The 25,771-nt window shown below is 70.2% G+C and carries 20 protein-coding genes and 1 pseudogene; 9 read left to right on the top strand and 12 right to left on the bottom strand.

Going from position 1 to position 25,771, the window contains the following annotated elements; all coding sequences use genetic code 11:
• Positions 1–69: 69 nt before the first annotated feature.
• Together KVA01_RS04470 and allB are read left to right on the top strand one after the other, a co-directional pair.
• A complete protein-coding gene (locus KVA01_RS04470) occupies positions 70–1,200 on the top strand; it encodes a glycerate kinase (protein WP_141269099.1) in 1,131 nt (376 codons plus the stop codon).
• 522 nt (positions 1,201–1,722) lie between these two features.
• Complete coding sequence (gene allB / locus KVA01_RS04465) at positions 1,723–3,108, top strand: allantoinase AllB (protein ID WP_068468392.1); 1,386 nt, start codon at positions 1,723–1,725, stop codon at positions 3,106–3,108.
• A gap of 170 nt (positions 3,109–3,278) precedes the next feature.
• Here the strand turns inward: allB and KVA01_RS04460 are convergent.
• A pseudogene (locus KVA01_RS04460) lies at positions 3,279–5,246 on the bottom strand (primary-amine oxidase).
• Positions 5,247–5,452: 206 nt separating this feature from the next.
• Between KVA01_RS04460 and KVA01_RS04455 the strand changes: the two are divergent.
• From KVA01_RS04455 to KVA01_RS04435, 6 genes are all read left to right on the top strand, one after another.
• Positions 5,453–6,043, top strand: coding sequence for a TetR/AcrR family transcriptional regulator (locus tag KVA01_RS04455; protein ID WP_068468306.1), 591 nt, complete (start codon positions 5,453–5,455; stop codon positions 6,041–6,043).
• Between the two features lie 49 nt (positions 6,044–6,092).
• Complete coding sequence (locus KVA01_RS12870; protein WP_233438758.1) at positions 6,093–6,266, top strand: hypothetical protein; 174 nt, start codon at positions 6,093–6,095, stop codon at positions 6,264–6,266.
• A 12-nt stretch (positions 6,267–6,278) separates the two neighbouring features.
• Positions 6,279–6,872 (top strand): hypothetical protein, encoded by a 594-nt coding sequence (locus KVA01_RS04450; RefSeq protein ID WP_233438757.1) that lies wholly within the window; start codon positions 6,279–6,281, stop codon positions 6,870–6,872.
• Positions 6,873–7,344: 472 nt separating this feature from the next.
• A complete protein-coding gene (locus KVA01_RS04445) occupies positions 7,345–8,280 on the top strand; it encodes a VOC family protein (RefSeq protein WP_082810270.1) in 936 nt (311 codons plus the stop codon).
• Between the two features lie 84 nt (positions 8,281–8,364).
• The gene (locus tag KVA01_RS04440; RefSeq protein WP_068468302.1) at positions 8,365–9,327 is read left to right on the top strand and encodes an aldo/keto reductase; all 963 of its coding nucleotides are present in this window, start codon (positions 8,365–8,367) and stop codon (positions 9,325–9,327) included.
• A 145-nt stretch (positions 9,328–9,472) separates the two neighbouring features.
• Positions 9,473–10,027: a type 1 glutamine amidotransferase domain-containing protein gene (locus KVA01_RS04435; protein WP_141269097.1), complete on the top strand. Its 555-nt coding sequence runs from the start codon at positions 9,473–9,475 to the stop codon at positions 10,025–10,027.
• 241 nt (positions 10,028–10,268) lie between these two features.
• Here KVA01_RS04435 and KVA01_RS04430 read toward each other — a convergent pair whose 3' ends face one another.
• The 6 genes from KVA01_RS04430 to KVA01_RS04405 all read right to left on the bottom strand — a co-directional run bounded on the left by KVA01_RS04430 (position 10,269) and on the right by KVA01_RS04405 (position 16,871).
• Entirely contained in the window at positions 10,269–11,360 is a 1,092-nt protein-coding gene (locus KVA01_RS04430; RefSeq protein WP_068468299.1) for a pyridoxal-phosphate-dependent aminotransferase family protein, read from the bottom strand.
• 188 nt (positions 11,361–11,548) lie between these two features.
• A complete protein-coding gene (locus KVA01_RS04425; RefSeq protein ID WP_068468297.1) occupies positions 11,549–12,778 on the bottom strand; it encodes an MFS transporter in 1,230 nt (409 codons plus the stop codon).
• A 269-nt stretch (positions 12,779–13,047) separates the two neighbouring features.
• Positions 13,048–13,512 (bottom strand): SRPBCC domain-containing protein, encoded by a 465-nt coding sequence (locus tag KVA01_RS04420; RefSeq protein WP_068468295.1) that lies wholly within the window; start codon positions 13,510–13,512, stop codon positions 13,048–13,050.
• On the bottom strand, positions 13,505–14,449 hold the full coding sequence (locus KVA01_RS04415) for a glycosyltransferase family 2 protein (protein WP_068468293.1): 945 nt from the start codon (positions 14,447–14,449) through the stop codon (positions 13,505–13,507). The genes KVA01_RS04420 and KVA01_RS04415 overlap by 8 nt, the downstream gene beginning before the upstream one ends.
• Positions 14,446–15,780, bottom strand: coding sequence for a PIG-L family deacetylase (locus tag KVA01_RS04410; protein ID WP_082810278.1), 1,335 nt, complete (start codon positions 15,778–15,780; stop codon positions 14,446–14,448). Before KVA01_RS04410 ends, KVA01_RS04415 begins: the two co-directional genes overlap by 4 nt.
• Complete coding sequence (locus KVA01_RS04405; protein WP_231860584.1) at positions 15,777–16,871, bottom strand: acyl-CoA dehydrogenase family protein; 1,095 nt, start codon at positions 16,869–16,871, stop codon at positions 15,777–15,779. Before KVA01_RS04405 ends, KVA01_RS04410 begins: the two co-directional genes overlap by 4 nt.
• A 93-nt stretch (positions 16,872–16,964) precedes the next feature.
• Between KVA01_RS04405 and KVA01_RS04400 the strand changes: the two genes are divergently transcribed.
• Positions 16,965–17,333 (top strand): GntR family transcriptional regulator, encoded by a 369-nt coding sequence (locus tag KVA01_RS04400; protein ID WP_068468289.1) that lies wholly within the window; start codon positions 16,965–16,967, stop codon positions 17,331–17,333.
• A gap of 44 nt (positions 17,334–17,377) precedes the next feature.
• Here KVA01_RS04400 and KVA01_RS04395 read toward each other — a convergent pair whose 3' ends face one another.
• The 5 genes from KVA01_RS04395 to KVA01_RS04375 are packed head-to-tail and all read right to left on the bottom strand — an operon-like array spanning position 17,378 to position 25,611.
• Positions 17,378–18,601, bottom strand: a complete 1,224-nt coding sequence (locus tag KVA01_RS04395; RefSeq protein ID WP_068468286.1) for an MFS transporter — start codon at positions 18,599–18,601, stop codon at positions 17,378–17,380.
• A 35-nt stretch (positions 18,602–18,636) separates the two neighbouring features.
• On the bottom strand, positions 18,637–19,443 hold the full coding sequence (gene narI / locus KVA01_RS04390; protein WP_068468284.1) for a respiratory nitrate reductase subunit gamma: 807 nt from the start codon (positions 19,441–19,443) through the stop codon (positions 18,637–18,639).
• Positions 19,440–20,135 carry a nitrate reductase molybdenum cofactor assembly chaperone gene (narJ, locus tag KVA01_RS04385; RefSeq protein ID WP_068468283.1) on the bottom strand — a complete coding sequence of 232 codons (696 nt, stop codon included), beginning with the start codon at positions 20,133–20,135 and terminating at the stop codon, positions 19,440–19,442. Before narJ ends, narI begins: the two co-directional genes overlap by 4 nt.
• Complete coding sequence (narH, locus tag KVA01_RS04380) at positions 20,135–21,877, bottom strand: nitrate reductase subunit beta (protein WP_068468281.1); 1,743 nt, start codon at positions 21,875–21,877, stop codon at positions 20,135–20,137. The genes narJ and narH overlap by 1 nt, the downstream gene beginning before the upstream one ends.
• A complete protein-coding gene (locus KVA01_RS04375) occupies positions 21,877–25,611 on the bottom strand; it encodes a nitrate reductase subunit alpha (RefSeq protein WP_141269095.1) in 3,735 nt (1,244 codons plus the stop codon). Before KVA01_RS04375 ends, narH begins: the two co-directional genes overlap by 1 nt.
• Positions 25,612–25,771: the final 160 nt, after the last annotated feature.

The raw sequence follows: 25,771 nt of genomic DNA, 5'->3' as shown, positions 1-25,771 counted from the left end.
CCCAGGCCCCCCGCACCCCGATCCGCAAGGATGAGGACGGGCCCTCACCGACAACCCCAGGAGGTTTCCGTGCGCGTGGTCGTGGCACCGGACAAGTTCAAGGGTTCCGTCACCGCTCACCGGGCGGCGGCGGAGCTCGCGACCGGCATCACCGAGGCGCGCCCGGACGCGACCGTGGCCGTGCTGCCCGTCGCGGACGGCGGGGAGGGCACGCTCGACGCCGCCCTGGAGGCCGGTTTCGAGCGTCACGACCTCACGGTGACGGGTCCCGCCGGAACGCCGGTGCGTGCCGCGTGGGGGCGCCGCGGGGACGAGGCCGTGGTAGAGATGTCCCTCGCCTCGGGCCTTGCCGCCCTCCCCCAGCGCGACGGCCGCCCCGACCTCGCACCCCGCACGGCCACGAGCTTCGGTACCGGTGAGCTGATCGCCACCGCGCTGGACGCCGGGTGCACGCGCGTGGTCCTGGGTGTGGGCGGCAGCGCCTCCACGGACGGCGGCGCGGGCATGCTCTCCGCGCTCGGGCTGCGCCTGCTCGACGACGCCGGCGCGCCCCTCTCCCTCGGCGGCGGCGCGCTGGCCCGGCTGCACTCCGTGGACGCCTCCGCCCTGCACCCCCGCCTCCGGGACACCGGGTTCGTACTCGCGGCGGACGTGGACAACCCCCTGCTCGGCGCGCGCGGTGCCGCTGCGGTCTTCGGCCCGCAGAAGGGCGCCTCCCCGGACGACGTGACCGAGCTCGACGCCGCACTGGCCGTGTTCCGCGACCGCCTCGCGGAGGCGCTCGGCGAACCCGCCCGCACTGCCGCCGACGCCCCCGGCGCGGGGGCGGCCGGCGGCGTCGGCTACGCGGCACTCGCGGTGCTGGGCGCCGAGCGCAGGGCGGGGATCGACGTCGTCCTCGACCTCGTGGGGCTCGACGCCGCCGTGGTGGGTGCGGACCTGCTGGTCACCGGCGAGGGCAGCCTGGACGAGCAGAGCCTCGGGGGCAAGACACCCCTGGGCGTGCTGCGGGTGGGCCGGCGCCACGGCGTGCCCGTGGTCGCGGTCTGCGGACGCACCACCCTGGACGCCGAGACCCTACGGGAGGCGGGCTTCGCCGCCGTCCACGAGCTGAGGGCCCTCGCCCCGGACGCCGACACCTCCATGCGGGAGGCCCCCAGACTGCTCCGTGAGGTCGGCCACCGCATAGCCTCGCAGTGACACCACCTGACCGGCAGAGCCTCTCACACAGGGGCCTCGGACACGACTGACCAGACACGACCAACCACGCCCGGCGCGCTCACCGGCGAGCGCGCCCGGCACCCCGGCCGCGGACCGTCCCGGACGGCCGGAACGCACCAGCGAAAGGATCCCTCCGCCATGAACGACGCATCCCAGCACGGTCCCCGCGAGACCACACCCGACCAGGCGCCGTCGACCCCCGCGGCAGAGAAGCAGGGAGCAAACCGGGGAGCCACGACCCCAGAGGCCACCGCGGATCCCGCGGTGAACGAGGAGCACGCGACCGAGCGGGTGCGCGCGAAGGTGGAGCAGGCGGCGTCGAACCCGGAACGCGACGAGACGCCGCGGGGGATCGCGCAGGAGAACTCGCAGCTGGCCGTCACCGAGCAGCACCGGGCGGAGGTCGAAGCCGCGCGCGCCGCGCAGATCGAGCTCGCGAACGAGGTCAACGACGCCGCCCGCGTGCGCGAACTGATCCGCCGGTACAAGGAGGAGAACCGCCTGGCCGAGACGGACGAGCCCTCCGAGGAGCGGCTCACCTGGCGGCAGGAGGGCGAGTACGACCTCGTGGTGCGCGGGCGCAACGTGTCCTGCGGCGACACCTTCGCCCCGCGGGAGGTGGGCGTGCGGGACGGGAAGATCGCGGCCGTCGAACCGCTCGGAACGGGCCTGCGCGGGGCGAGGGTCGTGGAGCTCGCGGAGGACGAGACCCTGATCCCCGGTCTCGTGGACACCCACGTGCACGTCAACGAGCCCGGGCGCACCGAGTGGGAGGGCTTCGCCACGGCCACCCGTGCCGCTGCGGCCGGTGGCGTGACCACCATCGTGGACATGCCCCTGAACTCGGTGCCCGCCACCGTCAACGTGGCCGCGCTGGAGTACAAGCGGCTGTTCGCGCGGCAGAACGCGTTCGTGGACATCGGATTCTGGGGCGGCGCCGTCCCCGGCAACAAGGCCGATCTCCGCCCGCTGCACGACGACGGCGTGTTCGGCTTCAAGTGCTTCCTGCTGCACTCCGGCGTGGACGAGTTCCCGCACCTGGAGGCGGACGAGATGGAGGAGGCCCTCGCGGAGCTGAAGACCTTCAACTCGCTGCTGATCGTGCACGCGGAGGACTCCCGCACCATCGACCGCGCCCCGCAGCCCAACGGCGCCGTGTACGAGAACTTCCTGAAGTCGCGCCCGCGCGGTGCGGAGAACATCGCGATCGCGGAGGTCATCGAGCGCACCCGCTGGACCGGCGCGCGCTCGCACATCCTGCACCTGTCCTCCTCGGACGCGATCCCCATGATCCGCTCCGCGAAGAACGACGGCCTGGACATCACCGTGGAGACCTGCCCGCACTACCTCACGCTGCTCTCGGAGGAGATCCCGGACGGCGCCACCGCCTTCAAGTGCTGCCCGCCCGTGCGGGAGGTCTCCAACCGGGAGAAGCTGTGGGAGGGGCTGATCGACGGCACCATCGACTACATCGTCTCGGACCACTCCCCCTCCACCCTGGACCTCAAGGACCTGGGCAACGGGGACTTCGGCGTGGCGTGGGGCGGGGTCTCCTCGCTGCAGCTGGGCCTGTCCCTGATCTGGACGGAGGCACGACGCCGCGGGGTGGGCCTGGAGCGCGTGCTGCAGTGGATGTCCACGCGGCCCGCGGAGCGCGTGGGGCTGCGGAACAAGGGCAGGCTGGCCCTGGGCTACGACGCGGACATGGCCGTCTTCGCCCAGGACGAGAGCTACGTGGTGGACGCCCAGCGCCTCAACCACAAGAACCCCATCACCCCGTACCAGGGCAAGGTGCTCTCCGGGAAGGTCCGCAAGACCTTCGTGGGCGGCCGGGAGGTGGACTACGAGACCCCCACCGGGCGCCTCCTGAGCCGCGGCCAGGCCTGACGACGACGCCGCGGCCCCGCCTTCGCAGCGGGGGGGGCGTGGCGTTCCCACGCGCCATGATGCCCCCAGACGGCATCGTCCCCTGACGACCCGGTACAGAGGCGTCCGCTCCCCCGAAGGGGGCGGGCGCCTCTGTCACGCACTACCGGAGCAGCCCGGAAACAGGTGCCTCAGGACTCGCAGCACGGGGCGGCGTCGTTCTCGCCCTCGCAGCAGTGGCCCTTCTTCGGCGCGGGGACGTCCAGGACCGGGGAGCGGTCGAAGAAGCCCTCGGGGCGCAGCTTGAAGCCCACGGTGTCCACGGGCATGATCGGCCAGTCCTCCACGCGGGGGAAGTGGGTCAGCCCGAAGGTGTGCCACACGACGATGTCCTTGCCGTCCACGGAGCGGTCCTGGGCGGTCCACTCGGGAAGGCCGCCGTTGCCCGCGTGCTGGTTGGGGAAGTCGCCGGTGGGGTACCGCTCGGCCTCCTCGTAGGGCGTGACCCACAGGGCCTAGGTGGCGAACGTGGCGCGGCGGTGGATCGAGGAGTCCTCGGAGGCGAGCATGGTGGGCCCGCCCTCCGGGTGCAGCTTGTAGGCCACCGGGTGACCGAGCCGGTTCGTGTGCTCGGAACTCGAGACGACCCAGGTGCGGCCCACGGCGGCGTCGGCGTCCCGCATGGCCTCCTTCTCCGTGGCGAGCACGGTGCGCTTGCGCGTGAACGCGTTGCCGCGGGGGCTCACGTCCGAGGAGAGGGGCACGCGCACGGCGTCCTCCTCCTCCACGCGGCAGGGCCCGCCGTCGAGCGCGAAGTCCAGGCGCGCGGAGAACAGGTGCTGGTGGAACGGTGCACCCAGCCCCGGGGCGATCTCGGACGCGAAGTCCGTGGAGCCGTTGGGCAGTGCGGAGGTGAAGACCACGCCGGTGGCCTTGGCCTCGAACTCGATGGTGCCGTCCAGGTAGAGGTACCAGTAGAACCCGTAGTCGTAGTTGCCCACGGTGGTGAAGAAGGAGATCACCAGGCGGCGGTTGCGGCGCGTGTAGGCCACCCCGCTCCACAGGTCCGTGTGCTTGGAGAGGATGGACCAGTCCTCCTCGTGCATGCAGATGCCGTTGGTGATCTCGCGCGGCTCGCCGCGGCCGGTGACGACCACCGGGGACAGTTAGGTGATGTCGCCCAGGCAGTCGCAGCCGAGCTCCAGGGAGTTCGCCCACTGCCCCACCAGGTACTCGCCGGTGTCGAAGTAGTTCTGCCACGAGCGCACCGGCGAGGGGTCCCCGTAGGGCACCATCATCTCGGCGATCGCCGCGCGGTCCAGGATCCGGCGCTTCTCGCCCTTGTCCTCGAACGAGATGTTGTGCAGCACGAGCCCCTCGCGCATGTCGAAGCCCATGTCCAGGCTCCACTTCTCCCACTCCACGTGGTTGCCGCCGGTCACGGTGAAGGACGGGCCCTCCGGCTGCGTGATCTCGATGGGCTTCTGGGTGGTGCGGAGGGGCCCGGTGACCGCGGGGTCCACGTAGTCGCCGTCCTCCTCCGGGACGGGCACGAGCTCGATGTCGAGCACCTGGTCCACCGCGTGGTTGGTGACGTCCACGTAGGCCACGAGACCGTCGATGGGGTGCGCCCAGGCCGGCTTGTCCTCCCCCTTCTGCAGGAAGGCGAGCCCGCGCAGCATGCGCCGCCCCTTCTCCTCCGGGTACTCGAACACGCTGGCGGACAGCGGTGCCACGCGGACCTTCTCCACGGGCAGGCCGCGCCGTTCGAGGGCGGCGAGCCAGCGCTCGTCGGTTGAGAGGATCTGCTCGACCATCTCGAACTCCTCCTCGAGCACGGGCAGCTCGCCGGTCTCGGTGGTGTCCAGCTCCACGGCGCTGACCACCGCGCGGTTCGTGGCGGAGACGACGACGTCGTGTGCCGGGCCGCCGTCGACGTCCAGCAGGAAGACGCGGAACCTGCGGTCCGCGGGGGCGTCCGCGGGCGTGCCGCGGGCCGGTTCCACCAGGCCGAGGTACGCCATGCGGGCCGTCTCGGGAAAGTGCCCGGCCTGCTCCAGGACCTCGCGCACCACCCGGATCCCCTCGGGGCTCTGCAGTGCGTAGGGGCTCTGGGCGTCAGAGGTCAGGGTGTCGGTGGTGCTCTTGCCGTGGGGCATGGTGGATCCTTTCGTGGCGCCGGGAACCCGGCCGGACGCGACCGTCAGGTGTGTGATCTAGAACACGCTGTGACTCTACAGTTGTAGAGATTAGGCTCGCGGCCGCGCCACGACAACCCTTCCCGCCCCGCAGAGCACCCGGCGCACCGATACCCCGGAAGAATGGCAGTCTCACCCCAGACCGCCCTCGACCCAGGAGCACCCCCATGCCCAAGCTGGTGGACCACGCGTCCCGCAGGGAAGAACTCGTGCACGCCGTGTGGCGCATTCTCGCCCGGGACGGCGCCGCGGCCATGACCATGCGGCAGGTGGCGGCCGAGGCCGGCTACGCCAACGGCGCACTCAAGCCGTACTTCGCCACCAAGGCGGACCTGGTGGAGGCCACCTACACCCACGTGTTCGAGCAGACGAACGGCCGCGTGGCCGGTGCCGTCACGGGGCTGCGCGGCCTCGCCGCCGTGGAGGTGTTCAGCCGCGAGGTCATGCCGCTGGACGGCGAGCGCCTAGACGAGGCCCGTGTGGTCCTCGCCTTCTGGCAGGAGGCCGCCCACGACGCCACCCTCGCCGCGCACAACCGGCGCTTCATGGCACAGTGGCGGGACTGCCTGCTGGCCTGGTTGGACGAGGCCCGCGCGGACGGCGAGCTCGCCACCCCCGCGGACCCCGCCACGTGGACCGACGGTTTCCTCACGTTCCTGCTGGGCACCCAGGTGACGGCCGCGCTGGGTCTCCAGGCGGCGTCGCCCGCACACCTGGAACGCCAGCTGCAGGCCCAGCTGGAGCCTCTCCGGGCCTGATGCACGCCGCCGCGCGGGGCACAAGGCGGCGCTCGCGTACCCTGCTGGGATGCGTTCCCCTCGCCCGCTTCCCGCCCGCCCCGATGACCACGACGACGGGCCACCGCCCGAGAGCCGCTACCAGCACCTGGACGACCAGGCCGTGCGCGCATCCGCGGCCGCCCTGCAGCGCAGGATCTACTCCCGCTTCCCCCAGCGCAGCCTGTGGGAGGTCTGCGGTTAGCTGATCGCTCTGGTGGACGAGGTCACCGAGGGTGGTGGCATCAGCCGGCGCCGGATCCGCACCGCCCGCGCCCTGTCCCGGCTGGGCGTCCTGGTGGTGCTGCTCGTCTTCGGCACCGCCATCACCCTGGCGGCGCTGAGCATCTGGGCGGACCCGGACGCCCTCGGCCCGGTGGACTGGCTGCCCCTGCTGGAGACGGTGGTCAACGACCTCGTCTTCGCGGGGATCGCCGTCTTCTTCCTCCTGGCCGTGCCCCTGCGGATGGAGCGCGCCCGCGTGCTGCGCGTGGTGCACCGGTTGCGCTCGCTCGCCCACGTGATCGACATGCACCAGCTCGTGAAGGTCCCGGAGCGCCTGCCCGCCGCCAGGGTCTACACCGAGGACGCGCGGGAGGACGAACCGGCACTGACGCGCGCGCAGATGACCCAGTACCTGGACTACTGCACGGAGATGCTCTCGCTCGTGGGCAAGACCGCCGCACTGTTCGCAGAGGACACCACGGACGGAGACGTTCTGGACGCCGTGGAGGGCATCGAGGCCCTCACGTCGGACATGGCGCGGAAGGTGTGGCAGAAGATCGCGATCATCCAGGAGCAGGGCGGCTGACCACCCACCGCGGGGGTTCCCGCCCCACGGTGAAGACCCGTAGAGCCGGGAGCACCGCACAGGCCACGAGGCCCGCGACCGAGGAGCGGACCCCGAAGCCCGGGACGCACGCCAGCAGCACCATCAGACCGATGGCGGGTGCCCCCTCGCCGATGCCCGCGGCCACAAGCGCGGGACGCCCAGGTGCTGCCCGCAGGCGGCGAGGAACTGCTCGGGGTACCGGTCCAGAAACTCCCCCACGGGTCTGCCCCCCCTTTCTGCTCGACACACCCAGACCCGTCGACCAGGGCTCGGCCGAGTGGTCAGGTTCGGTTGGCCGCCCGAGGGGCGACGTGGTGATTGCTCATTACAAGGTGGCTGCTTGTTGACCTTGCGTCCATGTTTCTGTCCGGATCTACTTGCGGCAGTAACTATTTCTTAGGTAATATTTTGAGTATTCCGGCGGCCTCCTGGGCCGTTCCCCGACAAGGAAGTGGTTCCCGTGTCCCTGCTCACCCAGCGCCCCGATCCCTGCAGCCTGCGCCGCCGCCCGGCGGACGACCTGCTCTCCGACGGCACCACCATGGGCGCCGTGGAGCTGCTCGTGAAGGACCTGGACGGGATGATCGCCTACTACGCCACCGGCGTGACCCTGGACGTGCTGCAGCACTCTGGGGAGACCGCCGTACTGGGCCACGACGGCCGCGTGGTCGTGCGCCTGCGCCGCGTCACGGACCTGCCGTCCTGGCGCCCGAACCAGGCGGGCCTGTTCCACACCGCCGTGCTCTTCGACGACGACGCCGCCCTGGCCCGCGCGCTGGCCTCAATGGCCCGTTTCGCACCGGGCACTTTCACGGGCTCCGCGGACCACCTCTACAGCCAGGCGTTCTACTTCACGGATCCCGAGGGCAACGGCGTGGAGCTCTACGCGGACCGCCCCCGGGAGACCTGGCAGCGCGAGGCGAACGGCCTGCTCAGCCTGGCCTCCAACTATCTGGACCCGAACGAGTTCCTGCGCACGAATTTGTCCCTGGAGGCGCCACAGCCGACCACGGCACCGGCCTCCACGCTGGGTCACGTCCACCTGCAGGTGGGCGACATTCCCACCGGGCGCGAGTTCTACGTGGACACGCTCGGCTTCGAGGTGATGAGCGATGCCGGGTCCGCCCTGTTCATCTCCGCCGGCGGCTACCACCACCACATCGCTCTGAACACGTGGAACAGCGCGGGCGCCGGTCCGCGCGCCGCGTCCCTGGGCCTGGGCCAGGTCAACATCGACCTCCCCACCGGCGAGGACATCGCCGCGCTGGAGGAGCGCCTCACGGACCACCGCGTGGCCACCCGCCACGACGGCGCCGTGCTGCGCTTCGAGGACCCCTGGGGCACTCTCATCCAGGTCGCGCAGGCCCCCGCGCCGGGCGTCGTCTGACACTACCCGCCCCGTAATGTCGGCTTGCTACAGTCGCCGGGGAAAAGGCCCCGACCGGCCACCACACCACCGCAGGAGGTTCTCATGAGCCAGCACGCACCCACCACCGCACGGATCGCCGGGATCGAGCAGGAGATCTTCCGGCTGAACCTGGGCGGGAATACGTTCGGGTGGACGAGCGACGAGCAGCAGTCCTTCGATGTCCTGGACACCTTCGTGGCCGCGGGCGGAAACTTCGTGGACACCGCGGACATGTACTCCGTGTGGGCCAAGGGCCACGAGGGCGGGGAGTCCGAGACGGTCCTGGGACGCTGGTTCGCGGCGCGCGGCAACCGTGACTCCGTGGTGCTCGCAACCAAGACAGGTGCGCACCCGCAGTTCCGCGGCCTGGCCCACGACACCGTGGTGGCTTCTCTCGAGGCGTCCCTCGACCGGTTGCAGACCGGCTACGTGGACCTCTACTACGCGCACTACGACGATGCGGACACGCCCATCGAGCAGCAAGTGGAAACCTTTCACGAGCTCGTGGACTCCGGGCGCGTGCACGCGGTAGGGCTGTCCAACTACTCGCCGCAGCGCATGCGCGAGTTCTTCACGGTGGCCCGCGAGCGCGGCATGGCGGTGCCCGCGGCCATCCAGCCGCACTACAACCTGGTGCACCGCCGCGATTTCGAGCGGGACTACGCCGCGATCGCCCAGGAGTACGACGCTGCCGTGTTCCCCTACTTCGCCCTGGCCTCCGGCTTCCTCACGGGCAAGTACCGCACCACCGAGGACCTCGAAGGAGCGGCCCGCGAGCAGATGGCCCGGGAGTACGTCTCCCCCGAGGGTTTCGCGGTTGTGGAGGAACTGGTCTCCGTGGCGGACAGGCACCGCGCCGAGCCGGCCACCGTGGCCCTCGCATGGCTGCTCGCCAAGGGCGTCACCGCACCCATTGCTTCCGCATCCTCCGCCGCGCAGCTGTCCTCGCTGGTGGCGGCGCCCGCACTGCACCTGGGCGCGGACGACATCGCCGCACTGGACCGGGCGTCGCACCCCTTCGCGTGAGGGGGACACTGGGTGCACGCAGCACACGCCGCGCGGCGGCGTCGTGATCGTGTCGCTGACAGCGGAACCAGCGGGGGCGCCCTTGCCAGGGAAAGTGCCGCGGCGCCACAGTGGAACCACGACCCAAGAGAAAGGACTCTCGACAATGGCTGAACTATCCGGCAAGAAGATTCTCGTTCTGGTGACCAACCAGGGCGTGGAGCAGGACGAATTGAAGGTCCCCCTGGAGAAGTTGCGGGCTGACGGGGCGGAGGTTACGGTGGCCGCCCCCGAGACCGGCGAGGTGAAGTCCCTCGTGGGCGACTGGGACCGGGGAGAGACCTTCCCCGTAGACCAGACCATCTCCTGCGTCAACGAGTCCGAGTACGACCTGCTGCTGCTGCCCGGCGGGACTCTCAACGCAGACGCCCTGCGCTTGGACCAGGACGCACAGGAGACCGCCAAGGCCTTCGCGTCCTCCGGCCGCCCAGTGGCCGCCTTGTGCCACGGCCCGTGGCTGCTCGTGGAGACCGGCCTGGTGGACGGAAAGACCTTGACGTCCTACCCGTCAGTGAAGACCGACATCGTCAACGCTGGCGGCAACTGGGTGGACCAGGAGGTCAAGGTGTGCCCCGCCAAGGAGTGGACCTTGATCACTTCCCGCGACCCCGGTGACCTGGAGGCCTTCGTGGGTGCGATCAAGGAGCAATTGAGCATCTGATCCCCTCTTTGCACAGATGCACAGTGGGCCTCGCCGGATCCGGCGGGGCCCACTGTGTCGTTGGGGGCCGTGTGCGGTGGACCGCTGTCCGTGGGGGTGGTGTCGGACCGGCGAGGGTGCCTGCGGATGAGAGCGTCGGCGGGTGCGCACACCACTTATGCTGCGCCGCGCACACCAGAGCCCCGATTTCGCCTCTTATCGCAGCACAGATGCCCCCCTTGTCCAGCGCGGGTAGCGCCCGTTACCGGCCCAGCACCTCCCGCAGCGCACCCAGGATCAGTGTGACCGACTCCGGGGCAGCATTCGGACCCATGAGCCCGATGCGCCACACCGTGTTCGCGTATTCCTTCACACCGGCGCCGACCTCGATGTCGTACTTCTCGAGCAGTTCCCTGCGCACCGCGGCCGAGTCCACGCCCTCTGGCACCTTGACCGTGGTCAGTTCCGGCAAGCGGTGTCCCTGCGCCGCGAACAGTTCCAGGCCCATGGCCTCCAAACCGTCCTGCAGCGCGCGGCCGGCGGCCTCGTGACGCTCGCGAACGGCGTCGAGCCCCTCGTCGAGGACTCGGCGCAGACCCGCCTCGAGGGATGCGACCATCGCCACGGGCGCGGTGTGGTGGTAGGTGCGGCTGGAACCGGAGGCCTCCCCCACGTAACCGCCCAGCATGCCGAGGTCCAGGTACCACGAGCGCGGCTTCTCGACCCGGCGCTGCCACGCGCGCTCGGACACCGTGAACGGCGCGAGCCCCGGAGCCACACCCAGGCATTTCTGGGTCCCGGCGTAGCCGATGTCGATGCCCCACTCGTCTGCCTTGAGCTCTATGCCGCCGATCGAGGTCACGGCGTCCACGAGCAGCAGGGCGTCACCCTTGATCCGGCCCAGGGCGGCGATGTCCGAGCGCACGCCCGTGGAAGTCTCCGCGTGCACCGCCGCGATGATCTTGGGCGAGGGGTGGGCCGCGGCGACCTTCTCGGGGTCCACCGGTTCACCGAACGGGAAGTCCACGCGGGTGACCTCGGCACCGCACCGCTCGGCGACGTCGCACATGCGCTCCCCGAACAGGCCGTTGACCGCGATCACCACGGGGTCCCCCGGGTTCACGAAGTTCACGAACGCCGCTTCCATCCCGGCCGAACCGGTCGCGGAGAGCGGAAGCGTACGGCGGTTCTCGGTGCCCCACACCGCGCGCAGACCGTCGCATGCACTGTCCATGATCTCCAGGAACTGCGGATCGAGGTGGCCCAGCAGCGGCCGTGCCAGCGCCTCGGTGGCTTCCGGATACGGGTTGGTGGGGCCGGGTCCGAAGAGGTGACGGATGAGGATCTGGCTCATGACTGGGTCTCCTTGCTGGCACCGCCGCGGCGGACCGGGGTTCGCCCGCGGAACGTGCGGGCCCATCGGACGTGTTCCGGGTTACGTCCAGCGTAGGCCCAGGGCCCCGGGCCGCGCGATTCACCACCCGGTGGGTATCACACGACGACGCTGCTCGGGTTCCGTCGTACGTTACCCGGCGGCATACCTCAGTTCCCGCTGGGTACCACCGGGCGGCGTGGCAGGAAGATGGCGGCCAGGACGATCGCGATCACGATCAACGCACCGATGCACAGGGCCGCCCCGCCCCAGCCCGCGCCCGTGAACGCGATGCCGGCGGCGTACCCCAGCGCGGAGGAGCCGCCGTAGTAGAAGAGCGTGTAGAGGGAGGACGCCTGGGCCCGCCCCTCGGTGGCCATGGCGGGAACCCATCCGTTGGCCACGGAGTGCGCCGCGAAGAATCCGGCGGTGAACACCAGCAGCCCCGCGACGATCACCGGCAGCCACGGGACGACCGTGAGCAGCAGACCGCCCAGCATGATCAGGGCCGCGGCGATCAACACGGGGCGGCGGCCGAAGCGATCGGCGAGGCTTCCCGCCCGCGCGGAGGACCACGTCCCGGAGAGATAGGCCAGGAACAGCAGGGACACCACGCTCTGGGGCACGTTGAACGGTTCATCCCCCAGGTGGAAACCGATGTAGTTGTACACCGCCACGAAACCACCCATGAGCAGGAACCCCTGCAGGTAGAGGGTTACCAGGCGCACGTCCTTGAGGTTGACCCACAGGTGCGCGATCATCCCCTGCTCCCCCGTGAGCCGCACGGGCTGGGGCGTGAAACCGCGCTGACGCGGGATCAACAGGATGAAAGTCACGGCCGCGGCGGCGGCGATCAGCGCGACGACGCTCGTCCCCACGCGCCAACCGAAGAAGTCCGCGAGCGGGGCGGCCACGATGCGCCCGGAGAGCCCTCCCAGACTCGTCCCGGAGATGTAGGTCCCGGCTGCCACGGCCCCGTAGCGCGGATTGACCTCTTCCGCGAGGTACGCCATGGCCACCGCGGGAATCCCGCCCAGAGCCACGCCCTCCAGGAACCGTAGGCCCACGAGGGATTCGAACGTGGGCATGAAGTTGATGAGCACGCCCAGGACGGCGGCGCAGCTGATCGCGGCGACCATGGCGCAGCGTCGTCCCCAGCGGTCCGAGACGAGCGACCACGGGATCACCCCCACGGCGAGACCCAGCGTGGCGGTGGAGACGGCGAGCGCAGCCTGGGCGGCGTCGATGTCGAGGTCCTGGGCCATGATGGGCAGTACGCCCTGCACGGAGTAGAGCTGGGCGAACGTGGCCACGCCGGCGCACAACAGGGCCACGAGGATCCGCTTGTATCCCGGACTGCCCCTGTCGTACCCCTCCCACACCCTGCGTGACGATCCCATACCCGGGTGCACCTCCTGCTGCGACTGTCCTGCCTGGGCAGCTGCGTCTTCCCAGGCCCGGCCGTACCATGCGTGCACGACCTCGGCCAGGGTACGCCCGGTGCGCGCCCGGGCCCGGGCCGCTCCCGCGCGAGGTTTCCGTGCGGCGTCGTGCGGGAGTCACGCGGAAGCGGCGGCACCGTACCCGGACACGACGACGCCCGCGTCCTCCCTCGGGAGGACGCGGGCGAACGGTCATTCTGGCGCGGGGCGCACCGCTCCGTGGGGTGTCAGGAGCCGGCGACGGTGGAGGCGAGCCGCTCGAGGGACTCCTCCAGAACCTTCTCGCCGAAGAGCGGGAAGCTGATCTTCTTCGTCACCTTGGGGTTGGCGTGCTCCCACGAGTAGGTGAGGGTCACGGTGGTGGAGTCCGAGCCCTCGGGCTGCAGCTCGTACACCCATTCCCAGCCGTTGTCCTCCACGGAGGTGCCCTCGGGGCAGGGCTTCCACGCGATGAGCTTGTTGGGGTCCAGACCGGTGATGTGGTTCTCCGTCTTGTAGTCCCCGCCCATCATCTCGGCGTTCATGTTCATCACGAAGACGTCGCCGACGTTCTGGATGCGCTGGTCCGTGCCAGAGATGACGGTCCCGGAGGCGTCCAGGCTGGGGTGTTTGGCGGGCAGTGTCAAGATCTCGAAGATCTCCTCCGCCGGGGCGTCGATGAGACGGCTGACGGTGATGGACTTCTCACTCATGGCATACCTCCTGATTGACGATGCTGATGGTTTCTACGTTAGCCACGGGAGAGGGAGGCCCTTCAAGCGTTTTTGCGATGGGCGAAGCGGGCGCGCGCCACTCCGATTCCTCCCGCGGCAGTGAGAGCGTCCGCAGGTGATGCGCGAACCCGAGCTCCGCACGTCCTTCGAGCCGCCCCGACGTCACCGCACGGATCCGGTCCGTGGCCTCGACCCGTGCGCCCACTCGATGCAGTGCAGCCAGCAGGGCTTCGTCCTCGCTGCACGCCAGGGGCGGGAAACCGCCCGTGTGCTCGTAGAACGAGGCGCGCACACCCATGTTCGCCGCGTGGATGTGCGGGTGGCTCTCTACCAGCGTGTGTTCGCGCTGCCACAGCTCGTACACGTGTGGCGGGCACTCCGTCGGGTCCGGTTCCACGGTCCCGAGAATCCCATCCACACCGGCGCCCGCGCGCTGCACCTGGTAGCGCAGCCAGTTCTCGGGCACCATCGTGTCCGCGTCCGTGGAGGCGATCCACTCCGGGTCCGACGCCGCGAGCGCCTGCCGGGCTGCCGCGGCGCGCGTTCCCCCGGCGCTGTGCCATTGCCCCGAAACGATCTCCAGTCGGGCTCGGCCACCGTCCCGGTTCGACACCGCCCACGCCTGGCGCGCGCGTTCCACCGTCCGGTCCGTGCAGCCGTCCGCGGCGAGCACGACCGTGACCTCGACGTCGCCCGTCCCCACACCGCGCGGCGCCCCCCGCAAGGGCGGCATGGCATCGATTCGGGACGTGCCGGGAGCGGGCCCGGCGACGTCGTCGGCGGACGCCCACTCGGACCGTGCGAACGACGGATCATGACCCAGCCCCGCGATCGCACCGGCGACCGACTCGAGGCACCGGCCCACGCGGTCCTCTTCGTTGCACGCCGGGATGATCACGGCGATCCGGCGGATCATGTGTCCCCCGCGGGAACGGGCGCGAAGACCTCGATCACGAAATCGGTTTCGCGGTGGCTCAGCACCCCGCGCAGCCCGGGAGTGCGCCGAGCCTCGCGGTGGACGTCCGCGCCGTCGAGCGGCCAATCCGCGATCGGGTGCCGCCAGTGGCACAGCACGAGGTGCCCGCCGTCCGCGAGCGCCGCCACGCAGCGCCGCAACAGCTCGCGCCATTGCTCGGGCGAGCAGAAGTACCCCATTTCGCTCACCACGATTAGCTCTCGCGGGGACCAGTCCTCGTCCCAGTCGCGCGGCAGCACGGCGCTGACGAGTTCCACGTTCGGCACGCCCTTCCGTTCGAGCCGGGTGCGGGCGGCGCTCAGGGCGACGTCGCTTGCGTCCACCGCGGTCACGGAACGCGCGCGCCGGGCCAGTTCCACCGTGAGGGCGCCCGTGGAGCACCCCAGATCCAGGACGCTGCCGTAATGCTCTCGCGGCAGGCACGCGAGTAGCACGTCCCGCTTGCGCTGCTCGTACCACGAGGTGTCCACGGCCCAGGGGTCCGCGCTCGCGGTGTGCACACGGTCGAACACGGTCCGCTGATCGGGCGTGCCGAGCACGAAGAACTCGACCGAACGATCGAAGTGTTCGAGCACGTGGGGGCCTAGGAGCACTTCGTCCCCCCGCCGGTCGGACAGCGGCTGCACCTGGGTCACGTGGTGGGCCAGGGCAGAGCGCTTGGCGGCGCGAGCGGCGTCGTCGAGTGGGACCCGCACGAGCCCGCGCGGCAGGCGCGTGGGGGAACCCCAGTGCCAGAACCACACGGGGTACTGCAGGCAGCGCACCCCCCACGCGCCGGCGGCCGCGACGACCGTGCGGGCCAGGACCTCGTGGTCGGTGTGCCCGTCTTCCTCCCACGTGACGATCACCAACGGCTGCTCCCCCTGCTCGAGCCATTCGAGATGACGGGCCACCGGCTCGGACAGTTCATCCTCGGTCAGGTCGCCGTCGGGCAGCTCGAGGTACTCCGGCGCGGTGTCCGTGCTGGTCAGGGTGTGCACCGCGGCGGCGAGCTCTTCGTGGCGCAATGCGGCCAATCGTTCGGGCGTGTGGGTCGGTGAATCCGGGTGGGAGTTCTCCCCCAGGGTCGCCACGACCACCCGCACATCCGCTCCCGCGTCCGCGAGCCGGTGCACGGTGCCGCCGGCCCCCAGGGTCTCGTCGTCCGGGTGGGCCGCGAACACGACGACCCGGTCCACGCCGGTCAGGTCCACCTCGGGGGCGCGGTGCAGAGCGCCGCAGCGGGCCCAGTCGGCCTCGGGCGTGCCCGGATCACGGTGGTCGAAGCTCACCACGGGGTCTCCTCCGACCCATCCTGGACCAGCTCTAGCAGGGTGCGTCCGAGGACGGCGGTGTCCCGCTCGGCGTGGTCCTGGCGGATGTAGACCTGCAGGGACTCGACCCGCCGCACGTGTGCGGGGTCCCCCGTGAGCGGACCGGGCCCGGTGGCGCGGGAGACCACGCGGATCACGGTGTCGGCGGCGTCGGCCACCGTGCGGCGCACGCGCAACGCCCATGCGGCGCCGTGCTCACCCGTGGCCTCGCCGCGGTCCACCGCCGCGGCCGCACGGTCCAGGACGGCCTGAGCCGCGCCGAGCGTGAGGTCGAGCTGCCCGAGGGCGGTGCGAGCGGCGTCGTCGACGGGGCGTGCGGGGCGCACGAGTTTGCACCACAGCAGATCCGCGACGGACTGTGCGCCGCCGAGCCACACGGCCGCCACGCCCATCCCGCCCCACGCGAAGCCCGGGCGGGTCAGGTACCACTCGTCCGCGCCGAGCGGTTGCGCCGGAACGCCCTCGAAACGGACGGGTACCGTGACGACCTCGGCGAGACCGCGGGACGTCCACCCCGCGGCGGCTTCGGGCCGGAATCCCGGGTGGTCCGTGGCCACGACGAACGCCCGACGGTGTCCCGTGGGTTCCCCGACCTCGTCGGTGACGTGCGCGGTCACGACGGCGCGTGAGACGGAACCCGCGAGCGAGCACCAGGGCTTGGTCCCGGTCAGGGTCCAGTGCGGACCGTCGGCGGCGTCGTCATCGGCTGCGCGCGCAGCGGCCGACGGCGTGGCCAGCAACGGCTCGCCCGACCCCTCCGCGGCCCACACGCCCCACGTGTCGCGGTCGGTGATCAGGTCGGTGCGGCCCGCCTGGCGCAGGATGGCCAGAGCGTCCAGGTGGGGTTCGATGATCCTCGCGTACGCGAGGTCCATGCGGCCCAGTGCGCTCAGCTCGCGCCACAGTTCACGCGTGGCGCCCTCACCCGGGGCGGGCAGGTCGCGTCCGAGTACGCGCGCCCGGCCCAGGGCGTGATCGACGAAGCGTTGCACGGCCCGGGGATCGGCCGGAGCCGCGGCGGGGACGGGAAGTTCTGGGTGCTCGGACACCCCATCATCCTACGTGTCGGGGCGGACACCCATCCCACCTTTTTCAGCGGTAGGCCACCTACCATGAGGGGAGTCGATCGAAGGGGACAAGGCATGTTCACGGTGGATCCCGCCGCTTCCACACCGGTGTACGAACAGCTCGTGGAATGCGTCCTGCGGGACGTCTCCTCCGGGGAACTCATGGTGGGTGACCGCATCCCACCGGTGCGCGCGCTCGCGTCCGAGCTGGGGCTGTCCGCGGGCACCGTGGCCAAGGCCTACCGGGAGATGGAGACCCACGGCGTGATCGAGACACGCGGGCGCAAGGGCACGTTCATCGCGCAGGGCCGGGACGACCGCGACGCCGCCGCGGCACGCGCCGCCGCCCGGTACCTCGACGAGGTGGCCGGGCAGCTGCACTACTCCCCCGAGGAGTGCATGGCGCTCGTGCAGCACGCGCTACGCGCCCGTTCGGAGGGGTGACAGCGGCGTCGTCGTCCATGCCTCGGACGACGACGCCGCCAACCTCACTTCTCGGCCTTGCGCCCCCCGTGCCGGACCACCAGTGCCAGCAGGAACGCGGCAAGGCAGAACACCGCGAGCAGGGTGAGCCCCACGAAGTAGGAGTTGCTCTCGGGGTCGTAGGTGGCACCCATGACCAGGGGCGGGAAGTAGCCGCCCAGACCGCCGGCCGCGGCGATGATCCCGCCCACGGTGCCCACGTTCTTGGCGGGGGTCGCCCGACCCACCCAGCCGAACACACCGCCGGTGCCGAGGCCCAGGAACAGGGCCATGAGCAGGAACAGCGGACCGTAGACGTGTTCACCGCTGGGCTGGAGGGCCACGAGCATCGCGAGCACGATCGTGGCGCCGAACGAGAGCAGGGTGATGATCTTGGGACCGAAGCGGTCCGCGAGGGTACCGCCCACGGGGCGTGCGATCACGGCGGCGAGCGCAAAGCCCGCGGTGCGCGTGCCGGCCGCGGTGGGATCGTACGAGTACACGTTGGCCAGGTACGTGGGCAGGTAGTTGGAGAAGGCCACGAACGCACCGAAGACCACCGCGTAGAGGAAGCACAGCTGCCACGTGACCTTGAGCTTGAACGCGGCCTTGAGCTTGGGCATGGCCGGTTCCGCCACGACCCCGGCGCGGGCGGGCGAGTCGCGCAGCAGCAACCAGCACAGCAGGGCGCTCACGGCCACGATGACGGCCACGATCACGTGGGTCAGGAAGTACCCGGTCGCGGCGACCAGGCGCGGGGTGAAGAACGCGGAGACCGCAGTACCCACCATGCCCGCACCGAACACGCCCGTGGCGAAGCCCTTGCGGTGGGACTCGTACCACGCGGAACAGAACGGGATACCGATCGCGAACACGGTGCCCGCGATCCCCAGGAAGAACGCCACGACCACTAGCAGCGGGAAGTTGTTGAGCTGACCCACCACACCCGTGAGCAGCACGAGCGGTGCGGTGATCCCCAGGATGACGGTGAACATGAGCCGCCCGCCGAACTTGTCGGTGAGCGCACCCACGGGAACCCGGGCGATCGAGCCCACGAAGATCGGCATGGCCACGAGGATCGCGGTCTGCCCGGGGCTCAGGTGCATGTCGTTCGCGTAGCGCTTGGACAGGGGCCCCACGATGGTCCACGCCCAGAAACCCACGGTGGACGCCAACGTGGCCAGGATGAGGTTCCTGAACTGGCCCTGTTTCAGGTTCGGTGCGGCCTCAGCGGCGGGGACGGCGGACATGACTCTCCTCAGGGGTGGGGCGGGAAGGGGCCGGGTTACTTGACGCGCGTGGAACCGGAGCGTTCGCGCGGGGGCCGCGTGCGGCGTCGTGAACTGGCGCGGTCCTGGGTGCTGATGGGCTCCCAACCGCGGCGGTAGTTCACGGAACCGGCACGCGGAGCGTTACCCCGCGAGCGGTAGACGATGTACGGGCGGAAGAGGTAGTGCAGCGGCGCCGTGAAGGCGTGGACCAGGCGGGTGAACGGCCACACCGCGAACAGAGCCATGCCCCACAGCACGTGCACGTGGAAGCTCGTGGAGGCGGCGGCCATGGCCCCCACGTCCGGTTGCAGGATCCACAGGGACCGGAACCACGGCGACACCGTTTCGCGGTAGTCCACGGTGGCCGGGTCGAACACGGACAGCACCGTGGTGGCCAGACCGGCCAGGATCGCGCCGAGCAGCATCACGTACATGAACTTGTCGTTCGCCGTGGTGGCCATGAACACGGGCCCGGTCCGGCGGCGGCGCACGATGAGCATCACGATGCCCACGAGCGTTCCCACACCGGCGACCGAACCGATGGACAGCGCCAGGAAGTGGTAGGCGTGCTGGGACAGACCCGCCGCCTCCGTCCACGACTTGGGGATCACGAGCCCCATGATGTGCCCCACGAGCACGGCCAGGATGCCGAAGTGGAACAGCGGCGAGGCGATGCGCAGCAACCGGGACTCGTAGAGCTGGGACGAGCGCGTGGTCCACCCGAACTGGTCGTACTTGTACCGCCAGATCAGCCCTCCCACGAGGGTCAGCATGACCATGTACGGCAGGATCCCCCACAAGAGGGTGTCGATCACGTTCACTGGTTTCCTCCGGTCATGGTCAGCAGGCGGGGGTCGTAGGCGTCCAGGCCCACGGCCTCGGTAGGCGGTCCGTAACCGGCCATCCGGGCCACGGCGGACTCGTCCTCGGGCGACGGCCCGGGAAGCGTGGAGCACACGAGTTCCACGGCGCACGCCTGGGGCAGGTCGTCCCGGATCAACGCCAGGCGCAACAGCTCCAGGGACGGGCGGTAGCGCTGCAACAGCTCGAAACCGTCCTTGCCGGAGACCCGCGCGGCGAATTCGAGCACCACAGGCAAGTGGTCCGGCAGTTCCTCGTCCCCGAACTCGCACCCGTGCGCGCGGTAGACCTGTTTGAACGCGGACAGGGCCTCACCGCGACGGCGCGTGTCACCGTCCGTCCAATAGGTCAGGTGCAGGCTGTGGCGCCGGGACAGGTCGAACTCCTGGACGTAGTCGCCCTGGATCTCCCGCAGGTCCGATTCCCGCAGCCACCGGATCAGGGGCGCCACCTGCTCGGGGTCCACGCCCACCTCGGTCAGCGCCCGTTCCACGAGGGGCAGCTGCTCGATCACCTCGGGGCGCGGGTAGCTCAGCAGCAGGGCCGCCGATTGGCGGATCACCGCGGAACGCTGCGGGCTGCGGTCCCGGTACCCGGGCACCTCCACGGTCCCCTTCCCGGCCCTGCCCAGAAGGCTCGACAGCAGCCCCATCACCGGCCCCCGCTCGCCCCGGCGGTGCCCTGGTCCGGTCGCGAACCCGGGTTGTCAGAGGTCGCCGCGAGCGACGCCGCATCTCGCTCCGGTTGCGCCGGGAACAATCCCGCGGGGGTGCCGTTGCCGTCCCAGTTGAGCAGGTTCACGCGACCGGCCAACTGGTCATTGCCCGTGGGGTCCTCGCCCGTCTGCCGTGCCCGCAAGGCTGCGAAGTTCTCGACGGCGACCGGCATGGGTCGGCCGGAGGCCTCACCGAACACGCCGGTCTGACCCATGCCCGGGCCGCCGTCCACGTCCAGGGAACACCCGATCTCCTCGAGGTTGTGGGCGTCCTCCACGTGGGCGGCGGGGATCACGTAGCGCTCGTCGTACTTGGCGATCGCCATGAGCCGGTACATCTGGCGGATCTCGGAACCCGTCATCCCCACGGCCTGGGCGATCGACTCGTCCGGTTCGTCCCCGAGCGTGACGTTGCGCATGTAGGCGCGCATCGCGGCGAGCTTGCGCAGCACGTGGGTGACCAGCTCGGTGTCCCCCGCGGTGAACAGTTCTGCGAGGTACTCCACCGGGATCCGCAGGGACTCGATGGCGCCGAACAGGTTGTCCGGGTCCTCGCCGTCGTGGCCCTGTTCCTTGAGCAGGTCCACGATGGGCGACAGCGGCGGGACGTACCAGACCATGGGCATGGTGCGGTACTCGGGGTGCAGCGGCAGGGCCACGCGCAGGGTCTTGGCGAGTGCGTACACAGGCGACTTGCGGGCCGCCTCGAGCCAGTCCTCGGGAATCCCGTCCCGGCGAGCGGCGTCGATCACCTCGGGGTCGCTGGGGTCCAGCATGAGGTCCAATTGGGCCTCGTAGAGGTCCTGCTCGTTGGGCCTCGCGGCCGCCTGGGTGACCTTGTCGGCGTCGTACAGGAAGATGCCGATGTAGCGCATGCGCCCTACGCACGTCTCCGCGCACACCGTGGGGATGCCTACCTCGATGCGGGGGTAGCAGAACGTGCACTTCTCGGCCTTGCCGGACTTGTGGTTGTAGTAGATCTTCTTGTACGGGCACCCGGTCACGCACTGGCGCCACCCGCGGCACCGGTCCTGGTCCACGAGCACGATCCCGTCCTCGGTGCGCTTGTAGATGGCGCCGGACGGGCACGAGGCCATGCAGGACGGGTTGAGGCAGTGCTCGCACAACCGCGGCAGGTAGAACATGAACGTCTGCTCGTACTCGAACTTGATGCGCTCGTTCGCCTCGCTGCGCAGCTTCTCGACCACCGGGTCCAGGTGACCCATCTCCGTGGCGCCACCGAGGTCATCGTCCCAGTTCGCGGACCACTCGATCTTGGTGTCCTTGCCCGTGATCAGGGACTTGGGACGGGCCACCGGGAAGTCGTCACCGGCCGGGGCGTTGACCAGGTTCTGGTAGTCGTACGTCCACGGCTCGTAGTAGTCCTTCAGCTCCGGCTGCACCGGGGACGCGAAGAGCTGGGCGAGCTTCTTCAGCCGCCCGCCGGACTTCAGCTTCAGGTTGCCGCGCCGGTTCAGCTCCCAGCCGCCCTTCCAGCGGTCCTGGTCCTCGTAGCGGCGCGGGTAGCCCTGCCCGGGGCGGGTCTCCACGTTGTTGAACCACGCGTACTCGGTGCCGGCCCTGTTGGTCCACGCCTGCTTGCACGTGACCGAGCACGTGTGGCAGCCGATGCACTTGTCCAGCGTCATCACCATGGCGACTTGCGACATCACACGCATCAGTACTGAACCTCCTGCGAACGCTTGCGGACCACGGACACGATGTCCCGCTGGTTTCCGGTGGGCCCCATGTAGTTGAAGGCCCAGGACAGGTGGGCGTAGCCACCGATCATGTGGGTGGGTTTCACGAGGATGCGGGTGACGGAGTTGTGGATGCCGCCGCGCTTTCCCGTGGTCTCGGACTTGGGGACGTCGATCGTGCGCTCCTGCGCGTGGTGCACGTACACCACCCCCGCGGGCATGCGGTGGGAGACGATCGCGCGGCCCACGAAGACCCCGTTGGTGTTGACGCACTCGACCCAGTCGTTGTCCTTGACCTCGATGGCCTGGGCGTCCTGGGGCGCCATCCACACGTTCGTGCCGCCGCGGGAGAGCGAGAGCATGAACAGGTTGTCCTGGTACTCCGAGTGGATGGACCACTTGTTGTGGGGTGTGAGGTAGCGCACCGCGATGGACAGCTCCCCCTTGTCCCCGAGCTGCGGCTCCCCGAACAGCCGGTGCATGTCCAGCGGCGGGCGGTAGACGGGCAGCATCTCGCCCATGTCCTTGAGCCAGTCGTGGTCCAGGAAGAAGTGCATGCGCCCGGTCAGCGTGTGGAACGGCTTGAGCCGCTCGATGTTGACCGTGAACGGCGCGTACCGGCGCCCACCGGTCTCGGACCCGGACCACTCCGGGGAGGTGATCACCGGCACCGGGCCCTGCTGGGTCTCCTTGAAGGAGATGATCTTCTCCTCGGAGCCGCGGGAGAGGTCCGAGAGCGGCTTGCCCACGCGCTTCTCAAGGGTTTCGAAGCCCTGGGTCGCGAGCGATCCGTTGGTGGTCCCGGACAGCGTGAGGATCGCCTCGGCCATGCGGGCGTCCGAGTCCAGCGCGGGCCTGCCCTCGGCGGGCCCTGAGTCGTACACGCCGTGCAGACGCCCGAGCCGGTCCACGGCCTCGGAGACGTCGAACGTGACGTTCTTGGTGGTCAGCCCGAGCGTGTCCGCGAGCGGGCCGAGGGCCACGAACTTGTCCCCGATGGCCGTGTAGTCGCGCTCCACGATCTTCATGGGCGGCAGGTTCTTCCCCGGCACCGCGGGCACGTCCGTGCCCTTCCACTCGGGCACGTGCCCGCCCGGCTGGGCGATCTCACCGGGGGTGTCGTGCTGCAGGGCGGTGGCGACGACGTCCCGCCGGGTGTCCAGGTGGCCCGCCGAGAGCCGGGAGACCTCGTCCGCGAGCAGCTGGAACATCTTCCAGTCCGTCTTGGCCTCCCACGGCGGGGTGATGGCCGGGGTGAAGGCGTGCACGAAGGGGTGCATGTCCGTGGAGGAGAGGTCGTACTTCTCGTACCACGTGGCGGCAGGGAAGACGACGTCGCTGAGCAGCGTGGAGGACGTCATGCGGAAGTCCGCGGAGACCAACAGGTCCAGCTTCCCCTCCGGCGCCTCGTCCCGCCAGCGCACGTCCCGCGGGCGGGCGTCCGTGTGGTCCTCACCGCGCACGCTGTTGTGGGTGCCCAGCAGGTGCTTGAGGAAGTACTCCTCGCCCTTCGCGGAGGAGCCGAAGAGGTTGGAGCGCCACAGCACGAGCGTGCGCGGCCAGTTCTCCGGCGCGTCCGGGTCCTCCACGGCGAAGTTCAGTTCCCCGGACTTCAGCTTCTGCGCGATCCACTCGGGTTCCGACGCCGCCTCGCCGCGTTCCACACCGGCGATCGCGGCGTCCGCGACGTCCAGCGAGTTCTCGTGGAACTGCGGGTAGAACGGCATCCACCCCAGGCGCGTGGACTGCGCCACGACGTCCGCGGTGTGCATGTTCTTCAGGTGCCCGTCCGCGAGCGGGGACTGCAGCGAGTCGGAGGAGTAGCCGTCCGAGCGCCACTGGTCCGTGTGCATGTACCAGAACGCGGTGCCGATCATGAAGCGCGGCGGGCGGACCCAGTCGTTGGCCGAGGCCATGGCGGCCCAGCCGGTGATGGGCCGCGCCTTCTCCTGCCCCACGTAGTGCGCCCAGCCGCCACCGTTGCGGCCCTGGCAGCCGCACAGCATGAGCATGGCCAGGATCGCCCGGTAGGTGGTGTCCCCGTGGTACCACTGGCAGATGCCCGCGCCCAGGATGATCATGGAGCGGCCGTGGGACTTCTCCGCGTTCGCCGCGAACTCGCGCGCCGTGCGGATCACGGCCTCCGCCGGGACGGAGGTGACCTCCTCCTGCCACGCCGGTGTGTAGGGCGTGAGGGCGTCGTCGAGCCCCGCGGACCACTGCCCCGGCAGCCCGTCCCGGCCCACGCCGTACTGCGCGAGCATGATGTCGAAGACCGTGGTCACGGTGCGCCCGGCCACCGTGGTGACGGGAACGCCGCGGTGGATCACGGAGCCCACGCCCGTGGGGTCCGTGAACGCGGGCAGCTCCAGGGTGGACGTGCCGCCCTCGTAGCCCGCCGAGTCCGCGACGGACAGTGCCGGCAGCGTGTCCCCCAGGTCCAGGTTCCAGCGGCCCTCGTCCTGCTCGTTGTAGCGGAAGCCCATGGAGCCGTTCGGCACCACCGCGCGGTGGGTGTGCCGGTCCAGCAGCACCGTCTTGAAGCCGGGATCGGCCTGCGCCGCGGCGTCGTCGTCCCCCGCGGCCGCGAGGTCCTGCGCCGTGACGAACTTGTCCGGGACCACCGTGCCGTCCGCGCGCTGCTCGAGCGAGACCAGGAACGGGAGGTCCGTGTACTGCAGGACGTACTCCTCGAAGAACCGCACCCGGCGGTCCACGAAGTTCTCCTTGAGGATCACGTGGCCCATGGCCATGGCGAGCGCGGCGTCCGTGCCGGCCTGCGCGGGCAGCCACTCGTCCGCGAACTTGGTGTTGTCCGCGTAGTCCGGGCTCACCGAGACCACCTTGGTGCCCCGGTAGCGCACCTCCGAGAGCCAGTGGGCGTCCGGCGTGCGGGTCACCGGGATGTTGGAGCCCCACATCATCAGGTACGTGGCGTCCCACCAGTCGCCGGACTCGGGCACGTCCGTCTGGTCCCCGAAGACCTGGGGGGAGGCCACGGGAAGGTCCGCGTACCAGTCGTAGAAGCTGTTCATCACCCCGCCGATGAGGTTGATGAAGCGCGCCCCGGCGGCGTGGGAGACCATGGACATCGCCGGGATCGGGGAGAAGCCGGTGCAGCGGTCCGGACCGTACTTCTCAATGGTGTGCACGTGCGCGGCCGCGGTCATCTCCACGGCCTCCTGCCACGAGGCGCGCACCAGACCGCCCTTGCCGCGGGCCTGCTGGAACTCCCGGCGCTTCACGGGGTCGTTGACGATCGACTCCCACGCCTTCACGGGATCCTCGTGGATCCGCTTGGCCTCGCGGTACATCTCCAGCAGCACGCCGCGCACGTACGGGTAGCGCACCCGGGTGGGCGAGTACGTGTACCAGGAGAACGCCGCACCGCGCGGGCAGCCCCGGGGCTCGTACTCCGGGCGGTCCGGGCCCACCGTGGGGTAGTCCGTCTCCTGCGCCTCCCACGTGATGATGCCGTCCTTGACGTACACCTTCCACGAGCACGAGCCCGTGCAGTTCACGCCGTGGGTCGAGCGGACCACCTTGTCGTGGCTCCAGCGGTTGCGGTAGAACGCGTCCCCCGCGCGGCCACCCTCGCGGAACACGGCGCGACCGTCCGGGGTCTCGTCCCAGCGGGAGAAGAACCGGCCCATCTTCAGGAGTGCCTCGGACGCCGGACCGTCGATCCCGGCGGGTGTCTGGGTGGTAGCCATACCCGAATCCTAGGGCAATCTGGTATCGAGGTTGCGGATTTGGGTGGCTGTGGCGCATGTCGCAGAACCCCACCCTGACCTGCGGAAATACAGCATGCTTCTGTGACCTAATGGATTCTCGGCACGGTGTTGTCCAACGTCCCGGGCGGTTTGGTGGGCC

Source organism: Kocuria varians (assembly GCF_006539885.1).
Classification (GTDB): Bacteria; Actinomycetota; Actinomycetes; order Actinomycetales; family Micrococcaceae; genus Kocuria; species Kocuria varians.
This window is presented reverse-complemented; position numbering and strand designations above follow the sequence as displayed.

What these genes read in the sequence shown, in the direction of transcription:
- KVA01_RS04455 (WP_068468306.1), top strand. Translation starts at nt 5,453, where the DNA reads ATGCCCAAGCTGGTGGACCACGCGTCCCGCAGGGAAGAACTCGTGCAC.
- KVA01_RS12870 (WP_233438758.1), top strand. Translation starts at nt 6,093, where the DNA reads ATGCGTTCCCCTCGCCCGCTTCCCGCCCGCCCCGATGACCACGACGAC.
- KVA01_RS04440 (WP_068468302.1), top strand. Translation starts at nt 8,365, where the DNA reads ATGAGCCAGCACGCACCCACCACCGCACGGATCGCCGGGATCGAGCAG.
- KVA01_RS04435 (WP_141269097.1), top strand. Translation starts at nt 9,473, where the DNA reads ATGGCTGAACTATCCGGCAAGAAGATTCTCGTTCTGGTGACCAACCAG.
- KVA01_RS04430 (WP_068468299.1), bottom strand. Translation starts at nt 11,360, where the DNA reads ATGAGCCAGATCCTCATCCGTCACCTCTTCGGACCCGGCCCCACCAAC.
- KVA01_RS04425 (WP_068468297.1), bottom strand. Translation starts at nt 12,778, where the DNA reads ATGGGATCGTCACGCAGGGTGTGGGAGGGGTACGACAGGGGCAGTCCG.
- KVA01_RS04420 (WP_068468295.1), bottom strand. Translation starts at nt 13,512, where the DNA reads ATGAGTGAGAAGTCCATCACCGTCAGCCGTCTCATCGACGCCCCGGCG.
- KVA01_RS04415 (WP_068468293.1), bottom strand. Translation starts at nt 14,449, where the DNA reads ATGATCCGCCGGATCGCCGTGATCATCCCGGCGTGCAACGAAGAGGAC.
- KVA01_RS04400 (WP_068468289.1), top strand. Translation starts at nt 16,965, where the DNA reads ATGTTCACGGTGGATCCCGCCGCTTCCACACCGGTGTACGAACAGCTC.
- KVA01_RS04395 (WP_068468286.1), bottom strand. Translation starts at nt 18,601, where the DNA reads ATGTCCGCCGTCCCCGCCGCTGAGGCCGCACCGAACCTGAAACAGGGC.
- narJ (WP_068468283.1), bottom strand. Translation starts at nt 20,135, where the DNA reads ATGGGGCTGCTGTCGAGCCTTCTGGGCAGGGCCGGGAAGGGGACCGTG.
- narH (WP_068468281.1), bottom strand. Translation starts at nt 21,877, where the DNA reads ATGCGTGTGATGTCGCAAGTCGCCATGGTGATGACGCTGGACAAGTGC.
- KVA01_RS04375 (WP_141269095.1), bottom strand. Translation starts at nt 25,611, where the DNA reads ATGGCTACCACCCAGACACCCGCCGGGATCGACGGTCCGGCGTCCGAG.